Origin of the sequence: Achromobacter spanius, from assembly GCF_029637605.1 — a bacterium.
In the GTDB taxonomy this organism is placed as follows: Bacteria; Pseudomonadota; Gammaproteobacteria; order Burkholderiales; family Burkholderiaceae_B; genus Achromobacter; species Achromobacter spanius_E.
The window spans coordinates 704,072-718,627 of the sequence record NZ_CP121261.1; the positions used below are offsets into that span (position 1 = coordinate 704,072).

The 14,556-nt window shown below is 64.9% G+C and carries 15 protein-coding genes; 11 read left to right on the forward strand and 4 right to left on the reverse strand.

What is annotated here, in order from left to right:
* Positions 1-110: 110 nt before the first annotated feature.
* A complete protein-coding gene (gene ppsA / locus P8T11_RS03175) occupies positions 111-2,477 on the forward strand; it encodes a phosphoenolpyruvate synthase (protein ID WP_050446543.1) in 2,367 nt (788 codons plus the stop codon).
* A gap of 84 nt (positions 2,478-2,561) precedes the next feature.
* Here the strand turns inward: ppsA and P8T11_RS03180 are convergent, their stop codons facing one another.
* Both P8T11_RS03180 and P8T11_RS03185 read right to left on the reverse strand, forming a co-directional pair.
* A complete protein-coding gene (locus P8T11_RS03180; RefSeq protein ID WP_268078358.1) occupies positions 2,562-3,407 on the reverse strand; it encodes a bifunctional transcriptional activator/DNA repair enzyme AdaA in 846 nt (281 codons plus the stop codon).
* 93 nt (positions 3,408-3,500) lie between these two features.
* Positions 3,501-4,238 (reverse strand): glutamine amidotransferase, encoded by a 738-nt coding sequence (locus P8T11_RS03185; protein ID WP_268078357.1) that lies wholly within the window; start codon positions 4,236-4,238, stop codon positions 3,501-3,503.
* 168 nt (positions 4,239-4,406) lie between these two features.
* Here P8T11_RS03185 and P8T11_RS03190 point away from each other — a divergent pair, with 168 nt between their 5' ends.
* The 3 genes from P8T11_RS03190 to P8T11_RS03200 all read left to right on the forward strand — a co-directional run bounded on the left by P8T11_RS03190 (position 4,407) and on the right by P8T11_RS03200 (position 7,066).
* Complete coding sequence (locus P8T11_RS03190) at positions 4,407-4,844, forward strand: NfeD family protein (protein WP_268078356.1); 438 nt, start codon at positions 4,407-4,409, stop codon at positions 4,842-4,844.
* An 88-nt stretch (positions 4,845-4,932) separates the two neighbouring features.
* Entirely contained in the window at positions 4,933-5,859 is a 927-nt protein-coding gene (locus P8T11_RS03195) for an SPFH domain-containing protein (protein ID WP_050446539.1), read from the forward strand.
* 25 nt (positions 5,860-5,884) lie between these two features.
* Positions 5,885-7,066 carry a GGDEF domain-containing protein gene (locus tag P8T11_RS03200; protein WP_268078355.1) on the forward strand — a complete coding sequence of 394 codons (1,182 nt, stop codon included), beginning with the start codon at positions 5,885-5,887 and terminating at the stop codon, positions 7,064-7,066.
* An 85-nt stretch (positions 7,067-7,151) separates the two neighbouring features.
* Here the strand turns inward: P8T11_RS03200 and smpB are convergent, their stop codons facing one another.
* On the reverse strand, positions 7,152-7,625 hold the full coding sequence (smpB, locus tag P8T11_RS03205) for an SsrA-binding protein SmpB (protein WP_006219123.1): 474 nt from the start codon (positions 7,623-7,625) through the stop codon (positions 7,152-7,154).
* Between the two features lie 146 nt (positions 7,626-7,771).
* Here smpB and P8T11_RS03210 point away from each other — a divergent pair, with 146 nt between their 5' ends.
* From P8T11_RS03210 to P8T11_RS03240, 7 genes are all read left to right on the forward strand, one after another.
* Positions 7,772-8,206 carry a type II toxin-antitoxin system RatA family toxin gene (locus P8T11_RS03210; RefSeq protein WP_006219125.1) on the forward strand — a complete coding sequence of 145 codons (435 nt, stop codon included), beginning with the start codon at positions 7,772-7,774 and terminating at the stop codon, positions 8,204-8,206.
* A complete protein-coding gene (locus tag P8T11_RS03215) occupies positions 8,196-8,543 on the forward strand; it encodes an RnfH family protein (RefSeq protein WP_268078354.1) in 348 nt (115 codons plus the stop codon). The genes P8T11_RS03210 and P8T11_RS03215 overlap by 11 nt, the downstream gene beginning before the upstream one ends.
* Positions 8,544-8,805: 262 nt before the next feature.
* On the forward strand, positions 8,806-9,960 hold the full coding sequence (locus P8T11_RS03220; RefSeq protein WP_268078353.1) for an acyl-CoA dehydrogenase family protein: 1,155 nt from the start codon (positions 8,806-8,808) through the stop codon (positions 9,958-9,960).
* Positions 9,957-11,132, forward strand: a complete 1,176-nt coding sequence (locus P8T11_RS03225; RefSeq protein WP_268078352.1) for an enoyl-CoA hydratase/isomerase family protein — start codon at positions 9,957-9,959, stop codon at positions 11,130-11,132. Before P8T11_RS03220 ends, P8T11_RS03225 begins: the two co-directional genes overlap by 4 nt.
* A gap of 77 nt (positions 11,133-11,209) precedes the next feature.
* Complete coding sequence (gene mmsB, locus P8T11_RS03230) at positions 11,210-12,100, forward strand: 3-hydroxyisobutyrate dehydrogenase (protein WP_268078351.1); 891 nt, start codon at positions 11,210-11,212, stop codon at positions 12,098-12,100.
* Between the two features lie 15 nt (positions 12,101-12,115).
* Positions 12,116-12,553, forward strand: coding sequence for a PaaI family thioesterase (locus P8T11_RS03235; protein WP_268078350.1), 438 nt, complete (start codon positions 12,116-12,118; stop codon positions 12,551-12,553).
* 78 nt (positions 12,554-12,631) lie between these two features.
* Positions 12,632-13,321: a VIT1/CCC1 transporter family protein gene (locus tag P8T11_RS03240; protein ID WP_268078349.1), complete on the forward strand. Its 690-nt coding sequence runs from the start codon at positions 12,632-12,634 to the stop codon at positions 13,319-13,321.
* A gap of 94 nt (positions 13,322-13,415) precedes the next feature.
* On the opposite strand, the gene P8T11_RS03245 is transcribed toward P8T11_RS03240, so the two are convergent.
* The gene (locus P8T11_RS03245) at positions 13,416-14,414 is read right to left on the reverse strand and encodes a YgfZ/GcvT domain-containing protein (protein WP_268078347.1); all 999 of its coding nucleotides are present in this window, start codon (positions 14,412-14,414) and stop codon (positions 13,416-13,418) included.
* Positions 14,415-14,556: the final 142 nt, after the last annotated feature.

Here is a 14,556-nt window from a genome sequence, read left to right on the forward strand (position 1 = left end):
CCCCAAGGGCGGTCCAAGGCCAGTTTGGTCAGCGTCTGAAAAAGCGGGATTTTCCGCCGATTCGTGCTTTGACCTAACTCGCTTTCATTCCATTGTAAAAGGTGACTTCAATGTCGTATGTTGTTTTGTTCGAGCAGCTCCGCATGACGGACGTGGACTCGGTAGGAGGCAAGAACGCATCACTAGGCGAAATGATCAGCCAGCTGTCTGGCGCGGGCGTCCGCGTGCCGGGCGGCTTTGCCACGACCGCCGACGCTTTCCGCGATTTCCTGAAGGCTTCGGGCTTGGATCAGCGCATTGCTGAACGCCTGACCACGCTGAACCCCGAAGACGTGCGCGAACTGGCCAACGCCGGTGCGCAGATTCGCCAATGGATCGTCGAAGCGCCGTTCTCGGCTGAATTCGAAGCACAAATCCGTGCAGCCTTTGCCAAGCTCGACGCTGACGGCAAGGGCTCGTTTGCGGTGCGCTCATCCGCCACGGCGGAAGACCTGCCCGATGCGTCCTTTGCCGGCCAGCAGGAAACCTTCCTGAACGTCGTGGGCATCGATGACGTGCTGGACAAGATCCGCCACGTGTTCGCCTCGCTGTACAACGACCGCGCCATTTCCTATCGCGTGCACAAGGGCTACGCCCACGCCGATGTGGCCCTGTCGGCCGGCATCCAGCGCATGGTGCGTTCCGACAAGGGCAGCGCCGGCGTCATGTTCACCATCGACACCGAATCCGGCTTTGAAGACGTCGTGTTCATCACGTCGTCGTACGGCCTGGGCGAAACCGTGGTGCAAGGCGCGGTCAACCCCGACGAGTTCTACGTCTTCAAGCCCACGCTGGCCCAAGGCAAGTTCCCCATCGTTGGCCGTCGCATCGGCTCCAAGCTGATCAAGATGGAATTCGACCCCGAGCGTCCGGAAGGCCGCGCCGTGCGTACCGTGGACGTGCCCGTGTCCGAGCGCAACCGCTACTCGCTGACCGACGACGAGGTCAATGAACTGGCCCGCTATGCCGTCATCATCGAACAGCACTACAAGCGCCCGATGGACATCGAATGGGGCCGTGACGGTGTCGACGGCAAGATCTACATCCTGCAAGCGCGCCCGGAAACGGTGAAGTCGCAGCAGGGCGTGAACGATGTGCAGCAACGCTACCGCCTGAAGGCCACCGGCCAGGTCCTGATCACCGGCCGCGCAATCGGTCAGAAGATCGGCGCAGGCCCCGTGCGCGTGGTGGGCGACATCTCCGACATGGACAAGGTCCAGCCGGGCGACGTGCTGGTCACCGACATGACGGACCCCAACTGGGAACCCGTGATGAAGCGTGCCGCGGCCATCGTGACGAACCGTGGCGGCCGTACCTGCCACGCCGCGATCATTGCGCGCGAACTGGGCATTCCGGCTGTGGTGGGTTGCGGTAACGCCACCGACCTGCTGAAGGAAGGCCAGGCCGTGACCGTGTCTTGCGCGGAAGGCGACGAAGGCCGCATCTATGACGGCCTGATCGAAACCGAAGTGGAAGAAGTGCGCCGCGGCGAAATGCCCGCCATCGATCTGAAGATCATGATGAACGTGGGCAACCCGCAACTGGCCTTCGACTTCGCGCAGATTCCGAACGGCGGCGTGGGCCTGGCGCGTCTGGAATTCATCATCAACAACAACATCGGCATCCACCCGAAGGCAGTCCTGGACTACCCGAACGTGGACGGCGAACTGAAGAAGGCCGTGGAATCGGCCGCCCGTGGGCATGCCAGCCCGCGCGCGTTCTTCGTTGAAAAGATGGCCGAAGGCGTGGCGACGATTGCCGCTGCGTTCTACCCGAAGCCAGTCATCGTGCGCATGTCGGACTTCAAGTCCAACGAATACCGCAAGCTGGTGGGCGGTTCGCGCTACGAGCCCGAGGAAGAGAACCCCATGCTGGGCTTCCGTGGCGCATCGCGCTACATCGCCGAGGACTTCGCCGAGTGCTTCCGCATGGAATGCGAAGCGCTGAAGAAGGTTCGCGACGACATGGGCCTGACCAACGTTGAAATCATGGTGCCGTTCGTGCGCACGCTGGGTCAGGCCGAGAAGGTTGTGAACCTGCTGGCCAAGCACGGCCTGGCGCGCGGTGAAAACGGCCTGAAGCTGATCATGATGTGCGAAGTGCCGTCCAACGCCATCCTGGCCGACGAATTCCTGCAATTCTTCGACGGCTTCTCGATCGGTTCCAACGACATGACCCAGCTCACCCTGGGCCTGGACCGCGATTCCGGCATGGAGCTCCTGGCCGCCGACTTCGACGAACGCGACGAAGCCGTGAAGTTCATGCTGCGCCGCGCGATCAAGGCTTGCCTGGCCGCCAACAAGTACGTGGGTATCTGCGGCCAAGGCCCCAGCGACCACCCGGACTTCGCGCAGTGGTTGAAGGACGAGGGCATTCTGTCGATGTCGCTCAACCCGGATACCGTGGTCGACACCTGGCAGCGCCTGGCCAAGCAATAAGCGGCTAAGCCCCCAACAAAAAGCCCTGCATCGTTATTGGTGCAGGGCTTTTTTTCGTCAGGAGTCGGGGTAGGGGAAGGCGAGCTAGGCCGCCTTCAATTCGCGCGCGATCAACTCGCGCTTGCGGTCCACGCCCCAGCGATAGCCCGCCATCGACCCGTCGGTGCGGACGACGCGATGGCAAGGGATGGCCAGCGCGATGCTGTTGGTGGCGCAGGCGCGTGCCACCGCCCGCACGGCGCGCGGCGAGCCGATGCGTTCGGCCACTTGCGAGTAGGTGGCGGTGGTGCCCACGGGAATGTCGCGCAGCGCTTCCCACACCCGGCGCTGGAAGGCGGTGCCGCGCACGTCCAGGGGCAGGTCCAGCCCGCGCGACGGGTCTTCAACAAAGCCCACCACGGCCGCCACCCAGGTTTCGAATTCGTCGTCGGCCCCGATCAGCCGGGCGGCCTTGAAGCGGTCTTGCAAGTTACGCACCAGTTGTTCGGGGTCGGCGTCCAGGGCGATCTCGCAGATGCCGGTACCGGTGGCCGCCACCAGCAGCGCGCCCAGCGAGCACTGCGCCACCGCGAAGCGGATGTCGATGCCCGCGCCGTTTTTGCGGAAGGCAGTGGGCGTCATGCCCAGGATGGCGGGGGCGGCCTCGTAGAAGCGGCCGCTGGAATTGAAGCCCGCGTCATACATCGCGTCGGTGACGCTGGCGCTGCGTTCCAATTGCAGGCGCGCGCGGCTGGCGCGCAGCGCGTTGGCGTAGGCCTTGGGGGTGATGCCCGTAGCTGCCTTGAAGACGCGGTGAAAGTGAAAGCGGCTCATGCCGGCCTGTTCGGCCAGCGTGTTCAGGTCGGGCGGCTGCTCGGCCTCCAGGGCGCGGCAGGCGCGCTCGACGGCGGCAGCGTGCTGTTTGCTCAAGGGGGCGGCGGCGTGGCTCATACGTGACTCCTGACATGCGCGGGGTGGATTGCGCTTGGGTCCATCGTCTCAGTCCCCGCCGGGCGCCGCACTCCGGATGTTGCGCGCGGCCGTTCAGGCGGGCGCGTAGGCGTCCAGGAAACGGCGCAGCAGCCCGCCCGCCACCGGAGTGGCGCGCACGTTCGCCGTCAGGTCGGGAATATCCAGGTTTTCGGCCGCGTACCGGCGGCTGTAGCGGTCCAGGTGGGCGCGCACGAAATCAGGGCCGAATTCGGGATGGAACTGGGTGGAAAAGACGTTACGGCCGATGCGGATCATTTGGTGCTCGTCCAGGTCCGAGCGCGCCAGCACGGCCGAGCCGGGCGGTGGTTGCAACACGGTCTGGGCATGCAGCATCTGCGCGGGGAAGGTGCGAGGCAGGCTGGCCAGCAGCTTGTCGCCAGAGGCTGGCGGCAGCAATTCGACGGTTTGGGTGCCGACTTCGCGGCCCGCCGGGTTGTAGCCCACCTTGCCGCCCAGCGCATACGCCAGCAACTGGTGGCCATAGCAAACGCCGAACATGGGCAGTTCAGCGGCGGCGGCTTCGCGCAGCCACGCGGCGGTGTCTTCGCTCCAGGGTTCCTTGTCCGTGACCATGGCGGGCGAACCCGTGATCAGCGCGGCGCGGTAGTGGGCGGGGGGCTGGGGGCGTTGGCCCTCGTGGACGGAGACGATTTCGACGGCGTCGGCGGCCAGTCCGGCCGCTTCTTTCAATTGTTCGGCATAGCCGCCGAACTGGCTTTTAAGTGTGTCTTCCGGATCGCCGGTGTGCAGGATCAAGACGGGCAGGGCAGGGGATATTGCAGCGGTCATGGGTAGGTGTGCTTGGAATAGGCCGACACGGGCAATCCGGGTGGGATCGGCGCGTCAGGGCACATCATAATCCAGCGCAAACATTCCTGATGGCGGCTGCCTTACCGTTGCGTCCCGGAAATACGTACAATCCGCACACGACTCATCCTTTCGGGCGGCATTACGACTATGTGGATCTGGCTGGGATTGGCCGCGCTGGCCCTTATCGGGGAATTGGCGACGGGTACTTTCTATCTGCTGCTGGTGGCCCTGGGGCTGGCGGCAGCCGGGGCCGCCGCCTGGTTCGGCAGTGGCCTGGAATGGCAATTGGTGGCGTGTGGCGTGGTGTTGCTGCTGGGCTTGCTGGTGTTGCGCAAGACGCGCGTGCTGAAAAAGCGCGAGGTCAATTCCGCGCGTAACGCCGATGTGAATCTGGACATCGGCCAGACGGTTTCCGTGGATTCGTGGTCCGAACACGGCACCACCCGCGTCTGGTATCGCGGCGCCCATTGGCAGGCAGAACTGGCGCCGGGGCAAACGCCCGCCGCCGGCGAATACATCATTACCGAACTGCGCGGCTCGACCCTGGTGCTGACGCCCATGGCCGCGCCGGGTACGGCAAGGTAGAACCGGCTCGCGCCACGCGCGGCCCGCAAGGCGCTCTTGGCTTCAGGCCGGAGCGCCATCGCATTTACTCCAGGAGAGGTTCCAAATCATGATCGATACATCCACTATCGTCCTGCTCGTTGTTGTCGCGCTGGCGGTCCTGATCGTCATCAAGTCGATTGCCATCGTGCCCCAACAGCATGCCTGGGTGGTCGAGCGCCTGGGTAAGTTCGACCGCGTGCTGTCGCCCGGCGCGGGCTTTGTCATTCCCTTCATCGAGCGCGTGGCCTACAAGCATTCGTTGAAGGAAATTCCGCTGGACGTGCCCAGCCAGGTCTGCATCACGCGTGACAACACGCAGTTGCAGGTTGATGGCGTGCTGTACTTCCAGGTGACTGATCCGATGCGCGCGTCGTACGGCTCGTCGAACTACATCTCGGCCATTACGCAGTTGTCGCAAACCACCCTGCGTTCGGTCATCGGCAAGATGGAACTGGACCGCACCTTTGAAGAGCGCGATTCCATCAACAGCAACATCGTGTCGTCGCTGGATGAGGCCGCGCTGAACTGGGGCGTGAAGGTGCTGCGCTACGAGATCAAGGACTTGACGCCGCCCAACGAGATCCTGCGTTCGATGCAGGCGCAAATTACCGCCGAACGTGAAAAGCGTGCGCTGATCGCGGCCTCGGAAGGCCGCCGCCAGGAACAGATCAACATCGCCACCGGCGAACGCGAAGCCGCCATTGCCCGTTCGGAAGGCGAGAAGCAGGCGCAGATCAACCAGGCGCAAGGTGAAGCCGCCGCGGTGCTGGCCATTGCCGAAGCCACCGCCAAGGCCATTACGCAGGTGGCCGACGCCGTGCGCCAGCCGGGCGGCATGGAAGCCGTCAACCTTAAGGTGGCCGAACGCTACGTCGAGGCATTCGCCAATGTGGCCAAGGAAGGCAACACGCTGATCCTGCCGGCCAATATGTCGGACGTGGGCGGCATGATTGCCTCGGCCATGACCATCGTGAAAGCCACGCGCAACACCTGACCCCGCGCTTCGCGGCGCGCCGCCCATGATCGCTCCCGTTAATTTGCTTTTGATAGCAGCACTGGCGGGGGTGCTATCGCTCTGCGTGCTGGGGTCGCTGGCTCGCAGCGGCATGGCCGGCATCCGCGAAACCATACGCGCCAACTTGCTAACGCTGTTGGCGTTTTTTACGTTTGCGCTCCAGAACACGTCGGCGCCCTGGTGGTTGTCGGTGGTGGTGCCGAACGCGGCGATCGGGCTTGCGCTGTTCTCGTATTACTCGGGCGTGCGGCGGCTGTTGGGTTTAAGCGTGCCCAAGCACCTGATGACGCTGGCTTGCCTGCTGGCGCTGGTGGTGCTGCTGGCCTACACCTATGTGGATTGGCGGGTCGGGCCGCGCATCGTGGTGATGTCGCTGCTGCAAATGGGCTTTCTGCTGGCGGTGGCAGTCACGGTTCAGCGCAACATGCCTACGCACCGTTCCCGCTACAGCTACCGTTTCGTGTGGGCGGTGTCTGTCATTTCCGCGGCGCTCTGCGCGTTGCGGGCCGCCGTCTATCTGCTGGAATGGGCGCTGCCGTTGCCGTTGCTGGAGCCCAGCGCCTGGAACATCGCCTTCCTGACCCTGGGCGTGCTGATCATGCCGTGTCTGACGCTAGGCACCATCATGATCATCCACGACCGCATGCTGGCAGACCGCGAGCAGGAAGCGAATACGGATTTCCTGACGGGGTTGATGTCGCGCAAGGCGTGGTGGCTGCAGGCCGAGCGCTATTGCGCGCAGGCGCTGCGCACGCGGCGGCCCTTGACCTTGCTGCTGCTGGATGTCGATTACTTCAAGCGCATCAACGATACGCATGGCCATGTGGCGGGTGATGCCGTGCTGCGCCATTTTGGCTTGCTGGCTACCGCCACATTACGTACGGGTGACCATGTCGGCCGCGTGGGTGGCGAGGAGTTCGGCGTGTTGTTTCCGGACATGCGGGCCGACGCCGTCATGGACGTGGCGGCCCGGTTGCTGGACTCCGTGCGGCGCACCCCTTGCTCGCATGGTGGCAGCACCATTTCCTATACGTTCAGCGCGGGCGTGGCCGAATGGGTGCCCGGCGAAAACCTGCAGGTGTTCTTCGAGCGCGCCGACCGCAAGCTTTACAGAGCCAAGGAGGCGGGGCGCAACCGCATCGTCGGGCCGGGCGAGCCGGCCAACCGCTTGCCGGCGGCGGCCTGAATCAAACGGTGTGGATGAGTCGGTCTGGTTCAGTCGGCCTGGTTCAGTCGGCCTGGTTCAATCGGCTTGGTTCAAGCGGGCTGGTTCAATCGTCCTTGTCTTTGCGCGGCGCGCGCGTGTCGTGCTTCATGATGCGTTCTTTCTCACGCTGCCAGTCTTTTTCGCGCGCGGTGTCGCGCTTGTCGAACAGCTTCTTGCCACGGCCCAGCGCGAAGTCCAGCTTGATGCGCCCATTTTTGTAGTGCAGGTTCAGCGGCACCAGCGTGTAGCCGCGCTGCTCGACCTTGCCGATGAGCTTGCTGATTTCCTCGGCCTTGAGCAACAGCTTGCGCGTGCGCATGGCATCGGGGTGAATGTGGGTGGACGCCGTGGGCAGCGGGCTGACGTGCATGCCCAGCAGGTACAGTTCGCCGTCGCGTACGATGACGTAGCTTTCCTTTAGCTGCACGCGGCCGTCACGGATCGCTTTGACTTCCCAGCCTTGCAGGACAAGGCCGGCTTCGTAGCGGTCTTCAATGAAATAGTCGTGCGAGGCCTTGCGGTTGTCGATAATGCTCATAACGCCTTTTTGCGCTTAGCGCCTTTTTTGCTCATAACGCCTTTTTTCTGGATAACGCCAATTTGCTCGCTGCAAAAAGCGCCTCATTAGGCTCATGGTGCGCGGTGCCGGTAAAATCTTGCCATTCTAGCCATTTGCGATAGTCGATGCACAAAGTACAACGATCCGTCCTGGTGCCTTACAGCGCCGCCCAGATGTTCGACCTGGTTGCCGACGTGGAGAAGTACCCCGAGTTCATGCCGTGGTGCGGCGGGGCCGAGGTGCAAAGCCGCGATGAGCACGGCATGCAGGCCTCCATCCTGATCAGTTTTGCGGGCATGAAGCAGCGCTTCACCACGCGCAACACCCACGTCTATCCCGACCGGATCGACCTGGAACTGGTGGATGGCCCGTTTTCCAGCCTGGTCGGGCATTGGGAATTCCAACCCTTGGCGGAAGACGCCTGCAAGGTCCTGTTCACCATGGAGTACGCGTTTTCGAACCGCGCGCTTGAAATGGTGGTGGGGCCCGTCTTCAACCGTATCGCCACCAGCTTCATTGATTCCTTCACCAAGCGGGCGCAGGCCAAGTATGGCGAATGAGCCCTCCGTGGCCGCGCTGATCAACGTCAGCGTCTGCTATGCCTTGCCGGGCCATGTGTGGTTGCGCGAACTGCGCCTGCCCGAGGGCGCCACCGTGTCCGACGCGTTGGCGGCCAGCGGGTTCGCGCAAGCGTTTCCCGTGGTGCAAGCTTGGGAGCGGGGCGTGGGTATTTTCGGCAAGGCGGCCGAGCCGCAGTCCAGACTGGCGGAAGGTGACCGCGTTGAAATCTATCGTGGCCTGAGCTTCGACCCGAAGGAATCACGCCGCCGTCGCGCCGAACACCGGCGCGCCAAGACGGCCAGGAACGGCCGGGTGCGGCCAGCCGGGCTGCTGTGATCGGGCAGCTGTAACCGAGCTGCTGAAATCTGGCTGCTGTAATCGAGCCGCTGTAACACGCCGGCGCGCCTCACGCGCGCTGGGCGCTCGCCCGGGCCGACATTGTCACTATTAAGACAAATCCCGTCCGGGCATCCGGCGTAACATAAACGCGGTTTCATATTTACGTTTACGTTAACGTCATGCCAAAATCGACCGGCGGACGTTCACGAGACAACCCGCTACGCCAACAGACAACACCGACACCATCAGGAGACAGGCTGTGGACTTGGAACTGACCGACGAGCAGCGCGCGTTTGCGCAGGCCGCCCGCGACTATGCCGAGGGTGAACTGGCCCCCCATGCCGCGCGCTGGGACGCCGAGGGCATCTTTCCCCGCGAGGCCTTTGCCCGGGCCGGCGAAATGGGCTTCTGCGCCATCTATGCCAGCGAAGACATCGGCGGCCTGGGCCTGCCGCGCCTGGACGCCACCCTGGTGTTCGAGGAAATGGCCGCGGTGGACCCGTCGACCACGGCCTTCCTGACCATCCACAACATGGCGACGTGGATGGTCGGCAAATGGGGGCAGCCTGCCTTGCGCGAGGCCTGGGGCCCGCAACTCGCCAGCGGCCAGAAGCTGGCGTCGTACTGCCTGACCGAGCCCGGCGCGGGTTCCGACGCCGCGTCCCTGTCCACGCGCGCGCAGCGCGATGGTGACGATTACGTGCTGAACGGCGCCAAGGCCTTTATTTCGGGCGGGGGCGACACCGACCTGCTGGTGGTCATGGCGCGCACCGGAGGCGAGGGCGCAAGCGGCATCAGCGCATTCGCGGTGCCCGCCGACACCCCGGGCATCAGCTACGGCCGCAAAGAAGAAAAAATGGGCTGGAACAGCCAGTCCACGCGGCCCATCACTTTCGAGAACGTGCGCGTGCCGGCCGGCAACCTGCTGGGCCAGGAGGGCGAAGGCTTCAAGATCGCCATGAAAGGGCTGGACGGCGGCCGCATCAATATCGGCACCTGCTCGGTGGGCGCGGCCCAGGGCGCGCTGGACGCCGCGCGCCGCTACATGGACGAGCGCCACCAGTTCAACCGCCGCCTGGCGGAATTCCAGGCGCTGCAATTCAAGCTGGCGGACATGGCCACCCACCTGGTCGCGGCGCGCCAGATGGTGCGCCTGGCCGCCTGCAAGCTGGATGCCGGCGCGCCGGATGCTGCCACCTATTGCGCCATGGCCAAGCGCTTCGCCACCGACATGGGATTTCAGATCTGCCTGGACGCGCAACAGATACACGGCGGTTATGGCTACCTGAAGGACTATCCCTTGGAGCGCTTGGTGCGCGATACTCGCGTTCATCAGATTCTGGAGGGCACCAACGAGATCATGCGCGTGATCATTGCCCGCCAATTGTTGGAAAAAGGAGCCGACATAAGATGAATGCACCGGTGTTGTTCGAAGAAAGAAGCGCGGCGAACGGCGTGCGCTTCGGCATTGCGACGCTGAACGCGCCGCAGACGCTGAATGGCCTGTCGCTGGAAATGGTGGACTTGCTGGCGGAGCGCCTGGACGAATGGGCGCGCGATCCCGGCGTGGCGCTGGTAGTGCTGCAAGGCGCGGGCGAAAAGGCGTTTTGCGCAGGGGGCGACCTGCACGGCCTGTATCGCAGCATGACCGAAAACCAGGGCAAGAGCGGCTGGAGCAACGCCTACGCGCGCCGCTTCTTCGAGCACGAGTACCGCCTGGACTACCGCATCCATACCTATCCGAAGCCCGTGCTGTGCTGGGGCCATGGCATTGTCATGGGCGGCGGCATCGGCCTGATGATGGGCGCCAGCCACCGCGTGGTCAGCGAAAGTTCACGGCTGGCGATGCCGGAAGTGTCAATCGGCCTGTTCCCGGACGTGGGCGGCAGTTGGCTGCTGAACCGCATGCCGGGCCGCATTGGCCTGTTCCTGGCGCTGACCGGCGCCCAGATGAATACGGCGGACGCCTTCTTCGCGGGCCTGGCGGACTTCCGCCTGAACCACGCGGACTGGCCCAAGTTGCTGGCGTCGCTGGAAGAACAGCCCTGGGCGGGGCTGACGGCGGGCGCATCGGAAGAGGCCATGGCACCGCGTTCCATCAATGACGGCCTGCTGCGCCGCGCGCTGACCGCGCTGGAGCCGCAGACGCCGTTGGACCCCGGCCACCTGCGCCAGCATTCCTTCCTGATCAACAACCTGTGCAACGGCAACCGCCTGGACGAGATCTACGAAGAACTGGCGCTGCTGAAAGACCACGCCGACCCCTGGCTGGCGCGCGCGGCATCCACCATGCTGGCGGGTTCGCCGGGCTCGGTGCGCCTGGCTTTCGCCTTGCAGCAACGTACGCGTCTGCGCTCGCTTGACGACGTATTCCGTGCCGAATACATCGCGGCGCTGGCATGTACCGCCCATGGCGATTTCGCCGAAGGCATCCGCGCCTTGCTGATCGACAAGGACAAGAATCCACGCTGGAATCCCGCCGTCATGGACATGGCCACCGACGCCTGGGTGCAGAAGTTTTTCGAAGAACCCTGGCCCGAGGGCGAGGCGCATCCGCTGGCCGATCTGGGCCAGGAAGGGCGCTGACGCAACAGCCCGGGCACCCGTCATGCAGGTCACGATGAATCCATACCTATAGCAATAGCAACAGGAGACAAAACATCATGAGCAGTATCGCGTTTATCGGTTTGGGCAACATGGGCGCGCCCATGGCATTGAATCTGGTCAAGGCTGGCCACAGCCTCACGGTCTTCGACCTGGTCCCGGCGGCGGTCAAGCTGCTGACCGATGCCGGCGCGCAAGCCGCGGCATCGGCGTCGGAAGCCGTCAAGGGCGCCGACGTTGTCGTGTCCATGCTGCCGGCCAGCAAGCACGTGGAAGGGCTGTACCTGGGCGAAGACCTGCTGGGCAAGATCTCGTCCAGCGCGCTGGTCATCGAATGCAGCACCATCGCACCGGATTCGGCGCGCAAGGTGGCGCAGGCGGCCGAGGCGCGCGGCATCACCATGATCGACGCGCCCGTCTCGGGCGGCACCGGCGGCGCGGCTGCAGGTACGTTGACCTTCATCGTTGGAGGGCAGGCGGAAGCGCTGGAGCGCGCGCGCCCCGTGCTTGAGAAAATGGGCAAGAACATCTTCCACGCCGGCCCCGCGGGCGCGGGCCAGGTAGCGAAGATCTGCAACAACATGCTGCTGGGCATCCTGATGGCCGGCACCTCGGAAGCGCTGGCGCTGGGCGTGGCCAACGGGCTGGATCCGAAGGTGCTGTCCGACATCATCGCCAAGAGCTCGGGCCGCAACTGGGCCACCGAACTCTACAACCCGTGGCCGGGCGTGATGGACCACGCACCCGCATCCAAGGGCTATGCCGGCGGCTTCGGCGTGGACCTGATGCTGAAGGACCTGGGCCTGGCCGCCGAAGCGGCGCTATCGGCGCGCGCCTCGATTCCGCTGGGCGAACTGGCGCGCAACCTGTATTCGCTGCACAGCTCGGGCGGCTCGGGCAAGCTGGACTTCTCCAGCATCGTCAACTTGGTCAAGCGCGAGCAAGACTGACATGAGCGCACAACGATGAGCGCACCACAGGCGCCGACCGACCCCGCCGCGCGGGTCAAGGAAAGCTTCGACCGGCAAAGCATCATGCGGCTGCTGGGCGCCGGGCTGGACGTGGTGGAGCCGGGCAGGGTGGACATCGTGCTGCCTTACCGGGCCGATCTCTGCCAGCAGAACGGCTTTCTGCACGCGGGCATTTCCACCACGATCGCCGACAGCGCGGGCGGCTACGCCGCCTACACACTGTTTGGCCCGGGCGAAGACGTGCTGACCTCGGAGTTCAAGATGAACTTCCTGGCGCCCGCCAAGGGCGATCGCTACGTGGCCAGCGGCCGCGTGGTCAAGCCGGGCAAGCGTTTGTCCATCTGCCAGGTTGAAGTGCATGCCTACGAAGGCGAGCAGGCCACGCTATGCGTGATAGGCTTGCTCACCGCGGTGCGCGTGACGCCGCGATGAATCCGGCGCGCCGCGCGTGTCGCCCTTGACGGGGCGCAGGCGCGGCGCGCTTGTCACGCGTCGCATGAGTACGAGGCCATGCCTGCAAAAGAACACCACCGTATTTTCCGCAGCAACTGGCTGCGCGCCGCCGTGCTTGGCGCCAACGACGGCATCGTTTCCACGGCCAGCCTGATTACCGGCGTGGCCGCCGCGCAGGCCTCGCATGGCGCCATCCTGACGTCGGGCCTGGCCGGGCTGGTGGCGGGGGCCTTGTCGATGGCTGCCGGCGAATATGTGTCCGTGCGCTCCCAGGCCGATACCGAGGCGGCCGATCTTCGGCTTGAGCAGCGGTCGCTGAAAGGCAATTCAGAAGAAGAGCTGGCCGAGCTGGTCGATATCTATGTGGGCCGCGGCCTGACGCGCAATCTGGCGACGCAGGTGGCGCGCCAACTGACGCGCCACGACGCGCTGGATGCGCACGCGCGCGACGAACTTGGCATTTCGGTGCATAACCGCGCGCAACCTGTGCAAGCGGCGGTGGCGTCCGCCGCCTCGTTCGCGGCTGGCGCGGCATTGCCGCTGGTCGTTGCCGTGACGGCGCCCCTGCCGCAATTGATCGCCTGGGTGACCGGTGCGTCGGTGGTGTGCCTGGCGGCGTTGGGCGCCCTGGCCGCGGGGGCGGGCGGTGCACCCAAGGGGCCGGCCGCCTTGCGCGTGACGATTCTGGGTGCGTTGGCCATGGCGGCGACGGCGGCGGTAGGTGCACTGTTCGGCGTGGCCGTCTAGCGCTGCCGGATGCTGGGTGAGCAGGCTGCCGGTGCCGGGTTGGCAGGCTGCCAGCGGGATGCCGGATTGGCAGGTTGCCCGCTGGAGCGCTGGTTCAGGGCGTAATAGAGTAGGGCAGCGGCGTGGTGCTGATGCGCGGGCCGTCTTCCGCGCCCAGCCGCAGATCGCCCTGGGGCAGCGCGGCAAGCGTGGTTTCGAACAGCACAGCGGCCACGCCCGCGTCACTGGCGCCGTCCACGATGCGGCCAATCGGCTCACCCGGCTGGGTGGCGTCGAAGACGTCCACACCGGCCAGCGCCGCGCCTTGCACGCTGGCGTCGTCAATGGTGCCGTAAGCCATGCGCCGCTTCACGGTGCCCCGGTAGTGGCTGCGCGCCACCACTTCCTGGCCCGGATAACAGCCCTTGGTGAAGCTCACGCCCTGCACCAGTTCCAGGTTGACGGTTTGTGGGATGAATACATCCTGCGTGGCCGTGGCAATCCAGGGGATGCCGGCGGCCAGATCCGCCATGTGCCATTGCGAGGCGGGTGCCAGACCAAGCACGCCGGCCAAGGTTTGGGATTGTTCCAACTGCTCGTCGGACGCGATCCACCACCAGCGCAACTGGGCATCCGCCGACGGCGCCGCGATCCAGGTGCCGGACGGCAGGTCCACCCGTTGCCAGTCCGCGCGCGGCAAGGCGCCGGTCACGGCTTCCAGCGCGGCGGCCTGTTCGTTTGTTGCCTGCACGCCGGCCACGTTCAGCGCGGTGGCGGCAAGCTTGACCTTGGCGCGCAGCACGAACATGGACAGGCGCTTGAGCAGGGCTTGGGACAGGTCCTGGCGCACCAGGCCGTAGAGCTGAGGGCCATCTTCCGCGCCGGGGGCGGCGCGCCACATGACCAGGGTGGCCAGCAGCCGGCCCTTGGCCGTGCAATAGCCCGCCAGGCGGGCGGCATCAGCGGGCAGGCCGGTGACGTCTTGCGTCAGTTGGCCGTGCAGGAAAGTCAGCGCGTCGGCGCCGGACGCGCTGAAAACCAGGAAGTCATCCAGCGGCGCGCATGGCGCGCAACCTTCGGCGCGGACGGGAATCGAAGAATAGAAAGCGTGCATGGCGGCGGTGTGATCACGTCATCAAAGTGCAGATGATAGCCGCCTTCCCGCAGGCCATGGCCCATGCCCCCGATGGGCAAAGGGCCGCGCGATGGGCGCTGGCCCCGTTTTTGCCACGCCAGATTCTCGCGATCCATTAAAC